Annotated in this window: 18 protein-coding genes and 1 tRNA gene; 3 read left to right on the forward strand and 16 right to left on the reverse strand. The window is 60.9% G+C overall.

The genetic code is table 11. The annotated features are described in order from the left end of the window. Together E1B25_RS16430 and E1B25_RS16435 are read left to right on the forward strand one after the other, a co-directional pair. Positions 1-328: hypothetical protein (locus E1B25_RS16430; protein WP_206338567.1), on the forward strand; the 328-nt coding region annotated here is incomplete at its 5' end. Continuing rightward, positions 325-681 (forward strand): hypothetical protein, encoded by a 357-nt coding sequence (locus E1B25_RS16435; RefSeq protein WP_132830615.1) that lies wholly within the window; start codon positions 325-327, stop codon positions 679-681. The genes E1B25_RS16430 and E1B25_RS16435, both read left to right, overlap by 4 nt. 275 nt (positions 682-956) lie before the next feature. Here E1B25_RS16435 and E1B25_RS16440 read toward each other — a convergent pair whose 3' ends face one another. From E1B25_RS16440 to E1B25_RS16490, 11 genes are all read right to left on the reverse strand, one after another. Then, positions 957-2,120, reverse strand: a complete 1,164-nt coding sequence (locus E1B25_RS16440) for a M20 aminoacylase family protein (protein WP_132830616.1) — start codon at positions 2,118-2,120, stop codon at positions 957-959. 44 nt (positions 2,121-2,164) lie between these two features. Next, positions 2,165-3,193, reverse strand: a complete 1,029-nt coding sequence (locus tag E1B25_RS16445) for an ABC transporter ATP-binding protein (RefSeq protein WP_132830617.1) — start codon at positions 3,191-3,193, stop codon at positions 2,165-2,167. Next, positions 3,190-4,188 carry an ABC transporter ATP-binding protein gene (locus E1B25_RS16450; RefSeq protein WP_165937645.1) on the reverse strand — a complete coding sequence of 333 codons (999 nt, stop codon included), beginning with the start codon at positions 4,186-4,188 and terminating at the stop codon, positions 3,190-3,192. The genes E1B25_RS16445 and E1B25_RS16450 overlap by 4 nt, the downstream gene beginning before the upstream one ends. After that, complete coding sequence (locus E1B25_RS16455; protein ID WP_342635599.1) at positions 4,188-5,141, reverse strand: ABC transporter permease; 954 nt, start codon at positions 5,139-5,141, stop codon at positions 4,188-4,190. The genes E1B25_RS16450 and E1B25_RS16455 overlap by 1 nt, the downstream gene beginning before the upstream one ends. Further along, on the reverse strand, positions 5,138-6,142 hold the full coding sequence (locus E1B25_RS16460) for an ABC transporter permease (RefSeq protein ID WP_132830619.1): 1,005 nt from the start codon (positions 6,140-6,142) through the stop codon (positions 5,138-5,140). Before E1B25_RS16460 ends, E1B25_RS16455 begins: the two co-directional genes overlap by 4 nt. A gap of 106 nt (positions 6,143-6,248) precedes the next feature. Then, the gene (locus E1B25_RS16465) at positions 6,249-7,778 is read right to left on the reverse strand and encodes an ABC transporter substrate-binding protein (protein ID WP_245510741.1); all 1,530 of its coding nucleotides are present in this window, start codon (positions 7,776-7,778) and stop codon (positions 6,249-6,251) included. Between the two features lie 89 nt (positions 7,779-7,867). Further along, positions 7,868-8,596 carry a sulfite exporter TauE/SafE family protein gene (locus E1B25_RS16470; RefSeq protein WP_132830620.1) on the reverse strand — a complete coding sequence of 243 codons (729 nt, stop codon included), beginning with the start codon at positions 8,594-8,596 and terminating at the stop codon, positions 7,868-7,870. Continuing rightward, the gene (locus tag E1B25_RS16475) at positions 8,593-10,083 is read right to left on the reverse strand and encodes an aldehyde dehydrogenase family protein (protein ID WP_206338569.1); all 1,491 of its coding nucleotides are present in this window, start codon (positions 10,081-10,083) and stop codon (positions 8,593-8,595) included. The genes E1B25_RS16470 and E1B25_RS16475 overlap by 4 nt, the downstream gene beginning before the upstream one ends. Positions 10,084-10,153: 70 nt before the next feature. Continuing rightward, positions 10,154-11,056 carry a CobW family GTP-binding protein gene (locus E1B25_RS16480; protein ID WP_132830621.1) on the reverse strand — a complete coding sequence of 301 codons (903 nt, stop codon included), beginning with the start codon at positions 11,054-11,056 and terminating at the stop codon, positions 10,154-10,156. Then, entirely contained in the window at positions 11,053-12,738 is a 1,686-nt protein-coding gene (locus tag E1B25_RS16485) for an amidohydrolase (protein WP_132830622.1), read from the reverse strand. Before E1B25_RS16485 ends, E1B25_RS16480 begins: the two co-directional genes overlap by 4 nt. A 97-nt stretch (positions 12,739-12,835) precedes the next feature. Next, positions 12,836-14,272: an aminotransferase-like domain-containing protein gene (locus E1B25_RS16490; protein WP_132830623.1), complete on the reverse strand. Its 1,437-nt coding sequence runs from the start codon at positions 14,270-14,272 to the stop codon at positions 12,836-12,838. A gap of 196 nt (positions 14,273-14,468) precedes the next feature. Here E1B25_RS16490 and E1B25_RS16495 point away from each other — a divergent pair, with 196 nt between their 5' ends. After that, positions 14,469-15,836, forward strand: coding sequence for an aminotransferase family protein (locus E1B25_RS16495; protein ID WP_132830624.1), 1,368 nt, complete (start codon positions 14,469-14,471; stop codon positions 15,834-15,836). 300 nt (positions 15,837-16,136) lie between these two features. On the opposite strand, the gene E1B25_RS16500 is transcribed toward E1B25_RS16495, so the two are convergent. The 5 genes from E1B25_RS16500 to infA form a co-directional block, all read right to left on the reverse strand. Further along, positions 16,137-16,211 (reverse strand) — tRNA-Phe (locus E1B25_RS16500). 83 nt (positions 16,212-16,294) lie between these two features. After that, positions 16,295-16,477: a DNA gyrase inhibitor YacG gene (locus E1B25_RS16505; protein WP_132830625.1), complete on the reverse strand. Its 183-nt coding sequence runs from the start codon at positions 16,475-16,477 to the stop codon at positions 16,295-16,297. Continuing rightward, positions 16,474-17,499: a ribonuclease E/G gene (locus tag E1B25_RS16510; RefSeq protein ID WP_132830626.1), complete on the reverse strand. Its 1,026-nt coding sequence runs from the start codon at positions 17,497-17,499 to the stop codon at positions 16,474-16,476. Before E1B25_RS16510 ends, E1B25_RS16505 begins: the two co-directional genes overlap by 4 nt. Beyond that, positions 17,496-18,074, reverse strand: coding sequence for a Maf family protein (locus tag E1B25_RS16515; protein WP_132830627.1), 579 nt, complete (start codon positions 18,072-18,074; stop codon positions 17,496-17,498). The genes E1B25_RS16510 and E1B25_RS16515 overlap by 4 nt, the downstream gene beginning before the upstream one ends. Before the next feature lie 207 nt (positions 18,075-18,281). Beyond that, positions 18,282-18,500 carry a translation initiation factor IF-1 gene (infA, locus tag E1B25_RS16520; protein ID WP_005978431.1) on the reverse strand — a complete coding sequence of 73 codons (219 nt, stop codon included), beginning with the start codon at positions 18,498-18,500 and terminating at the stop codon, positions 18,282-18,284. Positions 18,501-18,541: the final 41 nt, after the last annotated feature.

The raw sequence follows: 18,541 nt of genomic DNA on the forward strand, positions 1-18,541 counted from the left end.
AGGCGAACCTTTCGATATAATTCCACGGTATAGATCTCCTCGCCCTCCCTGCTGCCGCACGAAGGGAAAAGTGGCCGGATTTTACTCCGCCCGCAGCAGGACTATCCCACCGCTACCGTGGCCCAATTTTGCACCGCCGTTCTCAGCAGTCGCTATCACGCTGTTTTGTGCATTCCCGTTTCGGGTGGCCGACACGGCCATGCGGTTCGGAGAAGAAATTCTCTGGGATGGCACCGGGTATCGTTTCGATCTGGTGCTCTCCAAGAACCGCATGCCGTTTGCGGCGCCCATTCAGCCAGTTTTTGGTCTTTTTTTATCGACCAGTTGATTCTGCAGGGGGCTGGTGTTGAGCATTTGCATGATTTGAGGGAGACCTGTTTTCGCCAGAAGCGCCCGCTGTTTGTGACATATGATGGGAGCAAACCCCATCCGCGGTATGTCAGCTACCTCTGGGAGAGGGTGCTGGGAACAGGAAACCACGCTGCGCGGACAAAACTCCATGACGAATTTGCACGTCTTGGAAGCCGCGGTGTGGAACTGGCCATGCGTGCCTGCGGACAGCGCAGCGAGAAGACGGCCGAGGCCTACCGTACTAGAGCGTTTCAGATGCTCAGCATCAACAGGGGGCATACTGACATGATCGGGGAGATCACACAGGAGGAATGGGAGGCGTTCTTCTGACATGAACCGGACTAGTAATTCAGTTCCAAACCGTACTGATCTCCAAGGAGATGGACATGCACAATTTTGCCAATGCGGATGTTTCGCCATCTGACCGGTCAGATTTCACCGCTCGCGAGTGGCCGGCTGGATGGCCTCCATCGGGTTCAGGGCGTCGGTCTGCTTCCCGACGGGATCGAGGATGACGACCTCCTGCTCCAGGGCGCGGCGCGCGCGGGCCGTTACTTTCGCACATCGATGCCGTCGGGGGGGGGAGTCACAGCATCAAAGCCTCGTCAGGCAAGTTCAGTTTCCACAAGGCGACAGAAATAGCTGGCCGCTGCAGGGATGATTTCATCATTGAAATCATAATTTGGGTTGTGGGGGCTCGCGCCAGGACCTGCGCCGACGAAAAGGTAGTTTCCCGGAATTTTCTCCATCAAAAAAGAGAAATCTTCGCTTCCTGGCATAGCTGGAAGATCGGTATGAACCTTGTCTTTACCCACCACATTACCGGCAACAGCGGCAGCAATATCTGTTGCTTCTGCGTCGTTCACTAGCGGCGCAAACGTATCAACGTATTCGACTTCGCTCGTGCCGCCATAGGAGTTGGCAACGCTTTGAATGATCGCCGTGAAACGGTCTTTCATTTTGTTACCGACTACCGCATCGAAGTACCGAAAACAGCCCTTCAACGTTGCCTTGTCAGGGATAACATTGTGGCTATTTGTACCTGCATAGACATCCGTAAAGGACAGGATGCCTTTCTCCTCGGTGTCCAAATTACGCGACACGATACTTTGGGCTGTCAGCACAATGTTGCTGGCGATTTGCGTGGGGTCGATCGTCGCAGCTGGCATTGCCGCGTGGCCGCCTTTACCTTGTATCTTGATGGTAAAGAAAGTGCTGCCTGCCATAGCGCGCCCGTGACGCATATAGACATGGCCAAACTCAAGCCCCGGAGCATTGTGGTAGGCATAGATGCGATCACAGGGAAACCGCTCAAACAAGCCATCGTTCAGCATCGCCAAAGCGCCGCCGAGCCCCTCTTCGGCGGGCTGAAAAATGAAATGAACAGTGCCTGAAAAATCCCGAGTCCGTGACATATGCGATGCAGCGGCCAGCAGGGTGGCGGTGTGCCCGTCATGTCCGCAAGCATGCATCACACCGGGCGTTTTAGACGCATAAACCTTGCCCGTTTCTTCCAGGATGGGCAGCGCGTCCATATCTGCTCGCAAACCGATTGCGCGGTTCGACGCCCGTTTGCCACGCAACACGCCCACAACGCCCGTTTTGCCGACACAGGTATGCACCTCGTCGAAACCAAATTCATGGAGTTTGGTTTCGACCAACTCTGCGGCAAAGCTTTCTTCAAAGCCAATACCAGGGTTTTCATGCATAGCGCGCCGCCATGCTGCAAATTCATCTTTCTGTGCGACAATCTCTTTAATCAATCCCATTGGGTCACCTTACTCTATCATTCATAAATTATTGCATTGTGAGACTATGGTGGTGTCCCTGGAGTTGATGTGACTTTGTTCTTCGGCCTTTGCTTGGCCGCAAGTTCGGCCAACGGTGGGGTGAGCGTTTCGGAAAAATGGCAGGCGACGCGATGTTTGCCCGCGACTTTCGTCAGTTCTGGCCGCTTGGTTACACAAATGTTCTGCGCAAACGGGCAGCGTCCGGCGAACCGACACCCCTTGGGCGGGTTGATCGGCGAGGGCGGTTCTCCCGACACGGTAAAGCGATCACGATCACGATCACGGTCATCCGGTGACAGGGCGGCGGCCATCAGGGACCACGTATAGGGGTGCTTGGCATTGGCAAAAATCTCGGCCACGGGCCCGGTTTCCACGAACTCCCCCAGATACATCACCGCGACATGGGTGCAGATGTTTTGTACCACGGCCAGATCGTGACTGATAAAGACATAGGTCAGTTTCTTGTCGCGCTGCAGCCCCTTCAACAGGTTCAGGATCTGAGCCTGAATGGCCACATCCAGCGCACTGACCGGTTCGTCACAGACCACGACGCGCGGCTCGGTCACCATCGCGCGGGCGATGCACAGACGTTGGCGCTGGCCACCCGAGAACTGGTGCGGAAACAGCCGTTTCGCATCAGGGTGCAGGCCCACCGCGGCGAACATTTCGTCCACCTTGGCCTCGCGCTCTGCCTTGGTTCCGATCCCCATGAGGTCCAGCGGTTCGCGCACGGCCTGACCTGCACGTAGACGCGGATTGAGCGAGGAAAACGGGTCCTGAAACACCATCTGGATGGTCTTGCGCGCAAGGCGCAGGCTTTCACCCTGCAATCCTGACAGGTTGTGATCGCCCAACCGCATCGCGCCCTCGACCGGATCAACCAGCCGCATCAACGCCTGCGCCGTGGTCGATTTGCCCGATCCAGATTCCCCGACGATGCCAAAGCTCGCGCCCTCATCAACCGAGAAGCTGACGCCATCCACGGCACGAACGCTCTGGCCGCTGGCCAGCGGGAAATGGACCTTCAGATTTTCGACTTCCAACAGTCTCATACGTAGACCTCTTCCTTGGCATGCCAGCACAGGGCGGATTGGTTGGGGCCGACCGCAACGGGCAAGGGCGCCTCGGTGGTGCAGCGGGTGTCGGCCAGTGGGCATCGTGGGGCGAACCGGCACGCCTTGGGAAACCGGCCCAACGGCGGAACCATGCCGGGGATTTCGCCCAGCGTGCCCGCCTCTGGCAACCGTGCCGCCGCGCCCAGACGCAGGCGGGGGGTGCAGGACATCAGCCCGCGGGTGTAGGGGTGCGCCGGGTGGTCGAGGATATCGGCCACCGGCCCGGTCTCGATCGACTTGCCTGCATAGAACACCGCGACCTCGTCGGCCATATCCGCGACCGCGCCCAGATCGTGGGTGATCAGCATGATGGCGGTGTCGGTATTGCACTGTAGATCGCGCAACAGTCCAAAGATCTGGGCCTGAACGGTCACGTCCAGCGCGGTGGTGGGTTCGTCCGCAATGATGACCTTGGGCCGACAGGCAAGCGCGATGGCGATCATCACCCGTTGCCGCATTCCGCCGGACAACTCGTGGGGATAGGCGGCCAGACGTTCCTCGGGCGAGGGGATCTGGACGGCGCGCAGGGTCTCTAGCGCGATCTCCCGCGCCTCTGTGGCGGACTTCCCCTGATGTAACTCGACCACTTCCGCGATCTGACGCTCGACGGTGAGCAGCGGGTTGAGAGAGGTCATGGGTTCTTGGAAAATCATCGAAATCGTATTGCCGCGCAATTGGCGCAGGCGGTTGGGTTTGACCGTGGTCAATTCCTCGTCGCCCAATCGGATGGAGCCACCGGCGATCCGGAACCGGTCGGGCAGCAGGCCCATGGTCGCGAGCGCGGTCATCGACTTGCCACAGCCCGATTCACCGACCACGCCCAGCGTCTTGCCGGGGTAAAGGTCAAGCGACACGCCATCCAGAACCCGGTGAACCGCCGATCCGGTGTCGACTTCGACGATCAGGTCACGAACTGACAGAATAGGTTGCATCAGCGTCTCCGCAGTTTTGGGTTCAGGGCGTCGTTGATCCCGTCACCGACAAGGCTGATCGCCAGCACGGTGACGAAAATGGCGATGCCGGGCAGGGTCACTGTCCACCAGGCGTCCAGCAGGTAATTGCGGTTCTGGCCGATGATCAGGCCCCAGCTCATCACGTTCGGGTCGCCAAGCCCGAGAAAGGACAGGCCGGCCTCGAACAGGATGGCGGAGCCGACGGCGAGGCCGGCGGCAACGATCAGCGGGGGCAGGGCGGCAGGCAGGATCACCGCAAAGATGAGATAGGCATTCTTGGCCCCAGCCGTCCGGGCGGCGGCAACATAGTCGAGTTTGCGGATCCGCATGAATTCGGCACGCGCCAGTCGCGCGGTTTGCGGCCAACTCACGATCCCGATGGAGAGGATGATCGTCAGCAGTTTTGCCCCAAAGACCGAGACCAACAGCATGGCGAGCAGCAGAGCCGGAAGGATCTGGAAGAATTCGGTCACTTTCATCAGCGCGGCATCGATCCAGCCGCCAAAGAAACCGGCGATGGACCCGATCAGAATGCCGATGACAACCGAGATGAACGCGGCGGAGGCGCCTACGGCAAGCGTGGCTTTGCCGCCCGTGACGATCCCCGCCAGGATATCGCGCCCGATATAATCGGTGCCCAGCGGCGCATAGTCGCCGCCCGGTGGGGCAAAGGGCATATCCACCATTTCATAAGGATCCACGCCATAGAAAAACGGCCCGATAAACGTCAGCGCGAACATCGCGATCAGCAGCACCAGCCCAAGGATCGCGGATTGGTTGCGGGCAAAGGCGCGGGCGAACTCGGTCACCGGATGCGCGGGTTTTTGCGGCACTTCCATGCCTTTGTCTGGCATCGGCTGTCGGGGCTGGCGCGCGGGGCTTTGGGCGGGATCGGTCACGGCGATGTCGGGCTCCATGGTCGCGTCGGTCATTGGGTGGCTTCCTTGGTCTTGCGCGGTGCGGGTTTGCGGCGCCCGCCGATCCGGGGGTCAATCTTGCCATAGGCAAGGTCGGTCAGAAGGTTGGCGACCACCACGATCACGGCCGAGAAAAACAGAATGGCCAAAAGCGTCGGATAATCGCGGCGAAGGATGCTTTCATAGGCAAGTCGCCCCAGACCCGGCCAGTTGAACACCGTTTCAACAAGCGTCGCCCCGGCCAGAAGCTGGCCCATCTGCAGGCCCAGCATCGTGACCACGGGAATGATGCCATTGCGCAGCGCGTGACCATAGATCACCTGCCGCTCGGATAAGCCCTTGGCGCGTGCGGTGCGAATGTAATCCGCCCCCAGCACGTCCAGCATCGAGGCCCGCGACAGCCGCGAGTACAGCGCGATGTAGACGGAGGACAGTGTGACAGCGGGCAAAACCAGATGATGCGCGACGTCGAGGATATATCCGAAAACGCCTTGCACGCCGCGGATGCTGGTCATACCCGAGACCGGGAAAATCGGCCAGACCGAGGAGAACAGGATCAAAAGCATCAATCCGGTCCAGAACACGGGGGCGGAATATCCGGCGAGGGAAAACAGCGTCACAAAGTGGCTCAGCAGCCCTTTGGGATGGCGCGCAGAAAAAATGCCCAGAAAGGTCCCGAGCACGACTGCAATCGTCATCGAGGCGAGCATCAGAAGCACGGTGGCGGGCAGGCGTTGCAGGATCAGTGAAAGAACCGGTTGGTTATAATAGATAGACAGGCCGAAATCGCCGGTCACGATCTTTCCCACATAGATTGCAAGTTGCACCAGAACGGGTTTGTCCAACCCGTATTCGGCTCGCATCTGGGCGACCAGTTCTTCGGATGCACCGCCCATTTCGCCAACGATCACCTCGACCGGGTCACCGGGGGCGAACTGGATGAGTAGAAAATTCAGCGCGACCACCGCGAACAAGAGCCCCACGACCGAGGCAAGTTTTGAGAGGAGGGTTTTCATCGGCTGTCGTCCTTTTGACTGCGGCATATCCGGGGGGCAGCGCGGCGGTTATGGTCCACCGCGCGGCAGGGGGCCGCGCGGTGAGTATTGGGCAGATCGGGTTGGATTATTCAGTCCAATGCAGGTCCAGCCAAGGCGAGGCGGGCCCCCAGATCGTGGTCGGCAAACCCTCCAATGTGTCTTTGTAGGCGAGAGAATAGGGGAGATCCGACAGATAGAGGATCGGCGCATCGCCGACGACAATCTGCTGGAATTCCTTGTACAGCGCGGCCCGTTTCGTCAGATCGGTCTCGATCGCAGCCTGTTCCAAAAGCTCGTCCACACGCGCGTTGGAGTATTGTTGGGTGTTTGACCAGATCACGCCGGGGCGGATGTTCGAGGTCATATAGGTGCGGTTCACACCGATCACCGGATCCCCCCAATTGAACACCGCGTCTTGCGTCATGTCGAAGTCATAGGACGAGATCCGCTGCGCCCATGTCGGGAAGTCGGGCGAGGTGCGCACGTCGAGCTCGATCCCGACCTGCTTGAGTTGCGAACGCAGGTATTCGGCCAGATTGCGACCGCCTTCGACGAAACCGGGGATATAGTCCACAGTCATCGAGAAGCGTTTGCCGTCCGCATCCTTGGTCATCCCGGCCTCGTCCAGCAGCGCTTCGGCTTTGGCGAGATCGAATGCATAGGCTTCCACCTCGTCGGTGGCGAGCGGCGAGGTCATGGTGATCGGCCCCATTGCATCATCCGCAAAGCCGCCCATGATCCGTTTCAGGTAGAACTCCTTGTTGATCGCATAGCCGATGGCCTGGCGCACCTTGACGTTGTCGAACGGCGCCTTCTTGGTATTGAACGCCAGCCAGTTGATGGCCCCGATTGAATCGCCGCCTTCGTTGGTAACTGAAATCCCATCGGCCTTTTGCAGACGGGCAATGTCGCGCACACCGGCCATATAGGTCAGCATGTCCACATCGCCACGCTCCATCGCGAGGACAAGGTTTGCGGGGTCGCTGAAGATCTGCACGATGATTTCATCAAGCATCGGTTTCCCGTCGATGAAGAAGTCGTCGTATTTCTCCAGCTTCAGATATTCGCCCTGACGGTATTCCACGAATTTGAACGGGCCGGACCCGATCGGGGCCAGGTTTGCCGGGTTTTGCTGAATCGGGCCTTCGCCATAGATATGCTTGGGCAGGATCGGCATCAGCGCGGGGCTCATCGCTAGCATCAGTGCGGGGTGCGGGTGTGCCAGATTGATGATGGCCGTGGTGGCGTCGGGCGTATCGACCGAGGTAACCGGCGCGAGCATGGTTTTGAACGGGTGGTTTTCCTGGATCACCCCGATGGAGAAGGCGACATCTTCCGAGGTCACCGGCGTGCCATCGTGGAAGGTGGCATTTTCAACCAGATGCAGGGTCACGGCGAGACCGTCCTCTGACACCTCCCAGCTTTTCGCCAGATAGGGCTGCGCGTTCCAGTTCTCGTCATACATCAGCGGCGAGGCAAAGATCTGGGTTGAGGGCATGGCTGTGGCGATACCCGACTGAATCGCGCCGTTGAAATGGCGCGGAACCTCGCCCGAGCCGACCAGCAGCGATTGCTGTGCCATCGCAGAGGTTGCCATGAGGGCGAGGCCAGCCAAGGCCCCGAATGCGGTTTTGCGAAAGTGTTTCAAGTTGTTTCCCTGTCGTTGTTTTATGGTTGGGTTGGCACGTGAGTGGTGGTTTCGGGTCAAAGGTATGCGGCGAGCCCCCGCAGGCCGGTCGCAATCGCGGTGAAGGCGAGCAGCACACTGGCGGCGGTGCGATAGCCGCCTTCCCCCAATCGGGTGAACATCCTGCCCCCGGCCCATGTCCCGATCAGCAATGCGGGAAGGGCGGAGACGGCGAGGATTACGGTCGAGCGATCCAGACGGTCGGCGATCAACAAGCCGGGCAGCGTCATCAGCGAGGTGATGAAGAAGAACACCATCAGAGACGCGCGGGTGGCCACCGCCCCGCTTGCGCGGCCCAGAAAATAGGCAATCGCAGGTGGCCCCGGCATGGCGGCAAGGCCCGAGAACACCCCCGACAACATCCCGGCAATCAAGGCCGGGGTGCGGTTCGGTGGCAGTTGGACCCGTGCCAGAAGGGCCGCCAAACCGGCAAATACGACCAGCGCCAGAACGATGCGCATGGCATCGGGCGACAATTGCGTCAGTGCGACGACGCCGATCGGTGTGCCGACCAGCGCCCCGATCGACAGCAGCACCAAGGCTTGCCGATCCATGAACGCGCGCATGGTCACGACATCGCGCAGGCCGACGAGGCACTGCAGCGTGATCGCAATGGCCACGGCACGGGCGGGGGCAACCACAAGGCTCATCGCCGGAACGGCTGCGAGGGCAAAGCCAAACCCCGTGAGCCCCCGCAAAACCGCTGCAAAAAAGACTGCTGCGCTTATGATCAGCGTCAGCATCATATGTCGAAGGCCATCACGATGGTCTTCTTGCGGGTGAAATGCTCCAGCATGGCTTCCAGCGACGCCTCTTTGCCGAGGCCGGAGCGCCCGAAACCTCCGTAGGAGACGTTGGGCTGGATGGTCAGGTTCTGGTTCACCTGAACATAGCCCGCGTTCAGCCGTGCGGTGGCATCCAGCGCGGTGGCGATATTCGTGGTCCAGACGGTGGCGGCAAGGCCATAGCGGCTGTCGTTCGCGCGCGCGATCACGTCGTCATAATCGCTCCATTTCAGGATCACCGCGACCGGGCCGAAAATCTCTTCGGTGACGCAGGGGTGATCGTCGGGCAGGTCCGTGATCAGCGTTGGTAGCATGAACAACTCGGGAGAGAGCGCCGCGTCGTCGGGCAGGGTGGCGCAGCGGATCACCTGCGCGCCGTCACAGGCCTCGGCCATGGCGACGTAGCGGGCGATGGTGGCGGCCTGTTTGGTCGAAACGATGGTGCCAACATCGGTTGCCTCATCCAGCGGATCGCCGATCACCAGCCGGTCGAGTTCGCCGGTCAGGCGCGCGGTGAAATCATCGTAAAGATCGGCATGGACATAAATCCGGCTTGCCGCCGTACAGCTTTGCCCCTGCCGGGTAAAGCGCATCCCGGAAATGGCCCCGGCAACGGTTTTGTCCAGATTGGCATCGGGGCATATGATCATCGGAGACTTGCCGCCCAGTTCCAGACTCACCGGGATGATCTTTTTGGCGCCAGCGGAATAGACGGTCTCGCCGGCAGCTTCGGACCCGGTAAAGGTGATCTTGGCCACATCCTCGTGCGCGGTCAGGGCCGCGCCACAGTCGGCGCCGGTGCCGCATACCACGTTCAGCACGCCGTCGGGCAGGTGCGACATGACGACCTCGGCGGCCAGCAGGGTGGCGAAGGGCGCTTCTTCCGAGGCTTTCACAACGACCGTGTTGCCAGCGACCAGCGCCGGGGCGATCTTGAGCATCATCAGGACCAGCGGCACGTTCCACGGCAGGATCGCTGCCACCACACCCAGCGGTTCGCGGGTGGTCATGGTCAAGATGCGCGGATTGAAGGGGATGGTCTCGCCCTTCAACTCGGATCCGAGCCCGCCATAGAATTCCAGCAGATCGGCCGCCACCGTGACCTCGCCCCGGCACTCGGTTCGCAGGGCTTTCCCGGTTTCCATCGCCAGCAGCCGTGCCACGGTTTCCAACTCGGCCAACATGGCCCGACCGGCCGCTGCGACCAGTTTGCCGCGGGCACGGGCGGGCAGGGCGGCCCAATCGGCGCCCGCCGCTTTCGCCGCCGCGACCGCCGCGTCGGTTTCCATGGCGCCGCTTGCCGCCGCGTGGCCAAGTACCTGCATCGTGGCGGGGTTCAGCACGTCCAACTGCGCCTGAGCGGCGACGCGCTGGCCATTGATCAGGTTTACACCTTCATAGGCGGCGAGCGCGGCCTCGGGTGTCAGGGGCAGGGGTGTATGTTCCATCATATTCTCATCATTCACGCCGCTGCGCGGCAATTCTTGGTCCAGTGTGACAATTTGGATGGGTCCAGAGCTAAGGCTTTGAACCCATTATGTTTTGAAGCGTTTCAGCCAGATCCATCTCGCCCGAGGCGGCAATGGCGACCAGACGAGTTTCTGCGGGAGCATCCGGCGCTGGGGTCAGCGCCCAGCGGCCCGCGACGTATTGCACCAGCATCGGCACAGGCTCATCCGTGATCTGCACCCAGCCCTTGAGCCGCAGGACGGATCTGGGCAGGGCGGTCAGCGCCGCTTCAAATCCTGCGCGCTCGACCGCATCGGGGCCGACAAACGTGGCGCTGGAATACATCCCGTCGTGGTCCGAGGCATCGACCAAAGGCCCGGCCGAAAAGATCGCATGGGTCGAGGCGGTGAGCATGTCGAGCGGCAGTTCAGCCGCCACCGTTTCCACCACCCTGCGCCCAACCGCGAGGCGGCGCAAAATGGCGTGCGCCTCTGCCAGCGTTTCGGGCGGCGCCGTGTCGGTATGATTCAGGACAATGAGATCGGCGCCATCGAACTGGCGCACCACGGTGTCGCCGATCAGCGGATCGTTTACCTGTTCCGACAACTCGACCGCATTGGCCAGCGTCACGATCATGTCCAGCCGAAGGGCGGGATCAAGCAGCGCGAACTCGGCCACTCGGCGCGGCTCACCTACGCCGCTGGCCTCGATCAGGATCACCTCTGGCCGGGTCGTAAGCGCCCGTTTGATCGCCGGACCGACCCCTTCTGCCATCGAACAGCAGATACAGCCGCCCGATAGCTCAAAGATCAGATCGTCGTCGGTTTCGACCAGATCAAAGTCCACGTTGATTTCGCCAAAGTCGTTTACCAGCACCGCCGTGCGCGCGGGCGCAGCGGCAAGAATGCGGTTGATCAGCGTCGTTTTCCCGGCCCCGAGAAAGCCGCCGACAACGGTAACCGGGACGGTCATGCGCGCGCCGGCTCGGTGGCTTTCGCACCGTGAATGGCGCTGATCTGTGGCGTGCCGCCCAGCACGGTTCCCAGTACCTTGATGTCTTTCAACGCCTTGGCGCCAACCTCGACCGGGTCGGCGTCTAGTACGGCGAAATCCGCGAACTTGCCGATCTCGATCGACCCGACAAGGTGATCCAGCTTCAACTGCCATGCCGCCCCCAAGGTGATGGCGTGCAGGGCCTGCTCGACGCTGATCTTTTCTTCTTCGCCCAGCACCCGCCCCGTCGCGGTTTCCCGGTTCACCGCGCACCATGCCGTGAACAGCGGCGCCAATGGCGTAACCGGCACATCCGAGTGGATCGCAAGCGGCACGTTGTAGGCCAGCGCGGTGGCGCAGGCATCCATCCGGTTGGCGCGATCCGGCCCCATGGTCAGGGCATAGTGTTGATCACCCCAATAATAGATGTGGTTGGCAAAAAGGTTCGCGCAAATGCCCAGTGCGCCCATGCGCCGGAACTGGCTGGAATCTGCCATCTGGCAATGTTGCAGGGTGTGGCGGTGGTCTGGATTGGGATGCTCGCGCAGCGCCTCTTGCAGGCAGTCGAGCACAAACTCCGAGGCCTGATCGCCGTTCACATGCAGGTGCAACTGCAACCCTTCGGCGTTATAGGCCTTGATCAATTCTTTCAGCTGCATGGGCGGGGAATTCCACATCCCGTTGGGTGCGCCGTTGTGATAGCCCGGCCATTTCACCCGGGCGGTGAAGCCCTGAATCGAGCCGTCTGTCATCACCTTGGTCACGCCGAAATGCAGCTTGTCGTTGCCACGCGATTTCAGCGCTTTTGCCCGCGCGACACCGGCCGGAACATCCCACATCATCGAGGCAAAAGCGGTGGCAATCCGCATCGGAAAGCCGTCTTCGCCGGTCGCCTCTTCATAGGTGGAAAGCTGGGTTTCGTCCATCTTTTGCGACAGGTCTGCCGAGGTGGTGACGCCCGCGTTCACGCCGGATTTGCCAAACCAGTATAGCTCGTCCTTGCTGATTCCCTGCAGCTTGAACCCCGCCCCGGTGGCCTCCTGAGCCATGAACATGGCGGCCATTTCCTGCAGTTCCCCGGTAACGTCGCCGCTGTCGTCCTTCAGGATCCCTTCCACGCCGGTGTCGCCAAACATATTAGCCATCTCCAGCACCTTGGAGTTCACGTTCATGATGTGGAACGAGGCATGCAGAACGATGATCGGTCGGGTGGTGGAGACCTGATCCAGTTGATGCCGCGTCATGCGCTGATTGTCATAGTAGATCGGGTCATAGCCCCAAGCGAGCAGCGGTTTGCTGGGGTCGTCCATCTTGGCTTCGGCAGCCTTCAGCCGCGCAAGCACCTGATCAAGGGTCTTCAGCCCACCTTCCAACTGCCCCTCGGGGGAATAGCGTTCGAAGAATCCCAGAAACAGGTCGCGCCAGACGCCGCCCTCCATCGCGTGCCCATGCGCCTCGACAAACCCGGGCATCAGCACCTTGTCGGCGTATCTGTCATCCACCCTGATCCCGGGCCATGTCGCCATCCAGTCGTTCAGATCGCTGCTGGTGCCGACCGCGCGCACCTTGCCGTCCTGCACCGCGACATGGGTGGCGGTGGGCCGATTGCGCGACATTGTTCGGATTTTCTTGGCGCAAAAGACGGTGATGGGGCTGGTCATAGGGCGACTCCGAGGCGTTGTTCCGGTTGCGCAGAACGTAGTGACCCCGCCTGCGACCCGGCTAGGTCCACGGCTCCAAAGTCGGTTGGTCCAAGGCTCAGATGAGGGCGTTCGCCGTCTCGCCCAAGATCTTAAGCCCTTGATCAACCTTTCTTTCTTCTATGTAGGAGATGCCGAGCCTAAGGAACCGCCCCGCCTGATCCTCTGGTACGAAAGGATCGCCGTCTTCGGCCAGTACCCCGCGTTTTGCGGCCGCCGCCAACAGTTGGTGGGCATTGATACCGGGGGGGCATTCCAGCCAGACGCTGGAGCCGCCAGAGTTCGTGGCGCGGGGGAAATCGGGCAGATACCGTTCGCAACCTTCCACCACTTTTTCAAAGCGTTCCGACAGGGCATGGCGAAGCTGTTTCAACAGGGCAAGGTAGTGCCCTTCGGCCAGAAAGATCGCGGCGGTGCGTTGGTTGTTCAGCGGGGCCGAGCGGTGAATCATGCGCCGCAGCCAGCGCGCCTCTTCGATAAGGGGGGCATCCGCGACCATGAAGCCAAGCCGCACGCCGGGGGCCAGCACCTTGGACAAGGTGCCGAGATAGGCGACCCGACCGCTTCGATCGAGTGATTTGAGCGTCGATTGATCGCCCGAATAGGAGGTTTCGCCCTCGTAGTCGTCCTCGATCAATATGGTGCCGTCCCGTTCCGCTTGTGCCATGATGGCTGCCCGCCGGGCGTGGGTCATCGAAATCATCGTCGGGCAGTGGTGCGCCGGTGTCAGGATGGCGATATCCAGCGGTCCGGCCCCGTGCATCACCGCGCCTTCGGTATCGATGGGCAGGTCCACCATGGTCGCGCCTTCGGCGGCAAAGATGTTGCGGCTGTCCGGATATCCGGGCTGTTCAACGCCGACCCGCGTTGTCTCCCGCGCCAGCAACCGGGCGAGCAGAAAGAACCCCTCCTGCGATCCCAGCGTGATCAGGATCTCTTCGTCGCGGGCATAGATGCCGCGTTGAGGAAGAATTTGCGTTCGGATCTGTTCAATCAGAAGCGGGTCATCCTCAACCGCGCGATCCGCCGTCCACCAGTCGATCGCAGAGCGGCCCAGTGCATCGCGCGAACAGGCCCGCCATGTGTTGAGCGGGAACAGTTGCGGGTCCACTTGCCCGTAAACAAAGGGAAACGGGAAATCCTGCCAGTTTGACGGTTTGTGGATATGGCGCAGGGTCGAGGGCCGCTGATGCAGGAGCGTGTCCCAATCCACGTTCGGGCGCGGGCTAACTGGGGCTTCTGACGCCCCTGATCCAATGCCGCGGGCGATGAAGTGACCTCGGCGCGGCACGCTGTAGAGATATCCACGCGCGACCAGTTCCTCATAGACTGCCGTGACGGTGTTGCGGGCAATTCCTAGTTGTTCGGCAAGTTGGCGAGAGGGAAGCATGCGCTGCCCTTCGGTCATCTGCCCGGAGTGAATCGCTTCGATCACAGAACGCCGCAGCCGGCTCTGGATCGTGTCACCGCGGTGTTTGTGGAAATCAATCAGCATGGTTTTCAGGGGCTTTCGTGAAGAACCTTCACCCATTTGTCAGTTGCTTGGCGGCGTCAAGACGACGCCGATCGTTCTGTTACGTCACGCCTGTCATCGCATAAATTTTAAGCTGGCTCCATCCTATGTCTGCACCTGGACCTGTCAGACGAGCGACGAAAGTGGCCATCTGAGCGCAGCAAATCAGGAGACCTTCATGCTCGATAACGATCTGACGAAAGTCGTATCCGCCGACCGTGCCCACGTCTGGCACCACCTGTTCCAGCACAAGACGCTTGAGGACAAAGACCCCCGCATCATCGTCGAAGGAAAAGGGATGCGCGTCTGGGATCAGAACGGGCGCGAATATCTTGACGCTGTCTCGGGCGGGGTCTGGACGGTAAACGTCGGCTATGGTCGCACCACCATCGCGGACGCGGTGCGCGACCAATTGGTCAAGATGAACTATTTCGCGGGCTCTGTCGGGACAGTGCCCGGTGCGCAGTTCGCCGAAAAGCTTATCGAGAAAATGCCGGGGATGAGCCGCGTCTATTATGCGAACTCGGGATCGGAAGCGAACGAGAAAGCGTTCAAGATGGTGCGCCAGATCGCGCACAATCGCTATGGCGGCAAGAAATACAAGATCCTGTTTCGCGAACGCGACTACCACGGCACCACCATTGCGACCCTGTCAGCCTGTGGGCAGCCGGAACGTGTGGTGCAATACGGTCCGCTTACCCCGGGCTTTGTCGAGGTGCCGCATTGTCTGGAGTACCGCGCGCAATGGGACGTGGAGGAGTATGGCCGACGTGCTGCCGACGCTATCGAAGAGGTCATTCTGCGTGAAGGCCCGGAAACCGTCGGCGCGATCTGTCTGGAACCGGTGACCGCTGGCGGCGGCGTCATCACCCCGCCCGAAGGATACTGGCCGCGGGTGCAGGAAATCTGCCGGAAGTATGATGTGTTGCTGCACATCGACGAAGTGGTTTGCGGGGTCGGGCGCACCGGGGAATGGTTCGGCTATCAACACTATGGAATCGAACCGGATTTCGTCACCATGGCAAAGGGCGTGGCCAGCGGTTATGCCGCCATTTCCTGCTGTGTGACGAACGAGCGGGTTTTTGATATGTTCAAGGAAAACGCGGACGATCCGCTTAGCCATTTTCGCGACATTTCCACCTTTGGTGGTTGCACCAGCGGCCCGGCGGCGGCGCTTGAAAACCTGCGTATCATTGAGGATGAAGGCCTGCTTGAGAATTGCACCGTCATGGGCGCGCGGCTGCTGGGCCATTTGAACGCGCTGAAGGACAAATACCCGGTTATCGGTGACGTGCGCGGCAAGGGGCTGTTTTGCGGGGCGGAGCTGGTCGCAGATCGCGAAACAAAGGTGCCGCTGTCTGAAAAGCTTGTCGCATCTGTCGTCGCGGAATGCGACAAACGCGGCGTTCTGATCGGCATGACCAACCGGTCTCTGTCCGGCTTCAACAACACGCTGTGCCTCTCTCCTGCGCTGATCGTGACGGCTGAGGAGATCGATAAGATCGCTCAGACCTTGGATGAGGCCTTGGCGACGTTGTCTGTCTGACGCCCGATGGTGCCCCGGTAAACCCGGGCTGTCGCATGCGTGAAATACGGCTGCGACAGCCCAGCGATCCGTGGGCCACGGAGATCGGGAGGGCGTGCATTCTGAATGTTAGGCAAGGGAGGCCTGTAGGGGCATAGACCCTCAGCAAGGCTGGAGCCTACTTTTTAGCCTGTTTCTAGAGAGCGTGAGCGTAAAGGGTACTGAAAGCCTTTGCGTCCCCAGTGCGTCCCCGCAAGCTATTGGCTTCGAAATCCAAGCGCGTTGTGAGAAAAATAGTTTATATTTTTCAAGTGCTTGAAGTGGTGCCCGGGGGCGGAATCGAACCACCGACACGAGGATTTTCAATCCACTGCTCTACCCCTGAGCTACCCGGGCACGGGAAAGGCTATTGCCTTTGGGTGGGGGCGTTCTAGGCATTCCACAGACGGGTGTCCAGAGGCATTTTTACCTTTGTTGCGCTAATGTGGGCGGTGGTGATCTGTCTCGATCTGTTCTGCCGCTTTATCAAGGTCTTCGGGGCTGTCCGAGGGCACCGCATAGGTGCCATCAAGCCAGTTTCCCAGATCAATATTGGCGCAGCGTTTCGAGCAGAACGGGCGATAGGCCGGATCGCTCGCACCCTTGCAGATCGGGCAGCTCATGCCAGCAGCTCATGCAGGGGCGCGCGACCGCGCTTGCGCTGCAATTCGTAGTGGCCCAGCGGGGTCCAGCCAAGAAGGTTGGTCTCTTCGCTGTCGGTGCGGAAGGCGGCGCGCAGGGCGGCTTCAAAGCCGCGGCGGTCCTTCTTGGGCATTGGTGCCAGATCGATCGTGATCTGCCCGCCCAACCCGCGCAGGCGGAGTTGGCGGGGCAGGTCGCGGGCGGTGGCGATATTGGCCTTGAGCCCGGCCGCGAGCGAACCGTCAGGCCCGGTGTTCACATCCACCGCGACCAGCGCGCGGGTCGGTTCCACATAAAAGAACGCGCCGCTGGGCAGGGGGGCACGGGGGGATTTCAGCGCCTCCAGCGCATCGAGCACACCGCAGCGCTCGAACCCGTCCGCATCTGTCTCGACCTGCGCAGGCTCTGACCAGTCGCGCCAAGCCAGCAGGTGTGGCGCATCGCCCTCAGTCAATGTTTCCGCAGCGCCGTCGGCATCCGCCAAGACCGCATCGGCCAGCGCTAGCATGGCGTCGACATCTTCGGCGATGTCATCCGCATCGGCGCCGTCGCAGGCCGAGCGCAGGATGATGCCATGGGCGCTGTCTTCGGCCGCTGGGGTACTGGCCGCCGACAGGATGCGGATGCGTTCCTCTTCATCGTGGATGCGCCGCGACAGGTTCACCCCCGGCGCTTGCGGGGTGACGATGGCATAGCGGCTTTTGAACAGCAGCTTGGTGGTGACCGGGATCGCCTTGCCCGGTTCGGCATATCCGGTGACCTGCACCAACATTGCCTGTCCCGGCGCGATGCCGCGCACCTGACGCAGATAGGCGGCGCCATCGGGCGTGTCGAGAAACAACCCGCCTTGACCCTTCATCGGGCGCCCGGCAATGGCGCGATAGATCGCGCCGGGGCGTGGGGCGTCGCTGTCGATCAGTAGATCCTCCAGCTGCCCGTCAATCAAAAGAGCGGCGGCCTCATGCCCGCCGATATGGTCCAGAACGATTTGACGGCCCTTCATGCGGTGCCTCCGTAAACGGGATATCCGGCCGCCTGCAACAGCGCGGCGGCCTCGGCCAGTGGCAGTCCCATGATTCCGGTAAATGAGCCGCTGATCCACGGAATAAAGGCGCCTGCCGGCCCCTGAATCCCGTATCCGCCGGCCTTGCCCTGCCAATCTCCGCTAGAAAGATAGGCCTCGATTTCAAGGTGCGACAGGCGTTTCATCCGCACCGCGCTGACCACCTCGCGTTCCCACAGGCGTTCACCGCGCCGCACCGCCATGGCGGTAATCACCCGGTGCCGTCGCCCCGACAGCGCCCGGAGAAAGCGTTCGGCTTCCGCCTTGTCCGCCGGTTTGCCCAGAATGCGCCGCCCCAGCGCCACGGTGGTATCGGCACAAAGCACGATCTCGTCGGGCGCGGCTGTGATGGCCAGTGCCTTTTCGCGCGCAACACGGGCGGCATAGGGGCGGGGAAGCTCGTCTTTTCCGGGGGTTTCGTCGATATCCGCCGGGCGGATCTCGTCCGGCACGACGTTGATCTGCGCCAGCAGATCGCGCCGGCGCGGGCTGGCAGAGCCCAGGATCAGTTTCATTGTGTGGCTCCGTCATCCGGCACGGTGCCGGATCTGTCCTTGTGGGCGCGAGCCATCCCGGCAGCGAGATGACATGCAAACGGGTTCAGGCCCTGTCCGGGATGCGGATCATTGATCTCGACCGCATCCTTTTGGGTAAACTGAACAGCACGCTTCGACGCGGTGCGCAAGCCACGCGAGCTTTCGAAGCAGCGCGCCAAGGCGTGGTTACTTGAAGCGATAGTTGATCCGACCCTTAGTCAGATCATAGGGGGTCATTTCGACCTGCACCTTGTCGCCGGCAAGAACTCGGATGCGGTTCTTGCGCATCTTGCCTGCCGTATGTGCGATGATCTCATGGCCGTTTTCCAGCTCGACCCTGAATGTCGCATTCGGCAGGAGTTCCTTCACGACACCGGGAAATTCGAGCGTATCTTCCTTGGCCATAGTGTCTCCATAGTCGTTTCACCCGCCAAGATGCGGGCCGT

This window comes from Antarcticimicrobium sediminis (assembly GCF_004348975.1).
Classification (GTDB): Bacteria; Pseudomonadota; Alphaproteobacteria; order Rhodobacterales; family Rhodobacteraceae; genus Antarcticimicrobium; species Antarcticimicrobium sediminis.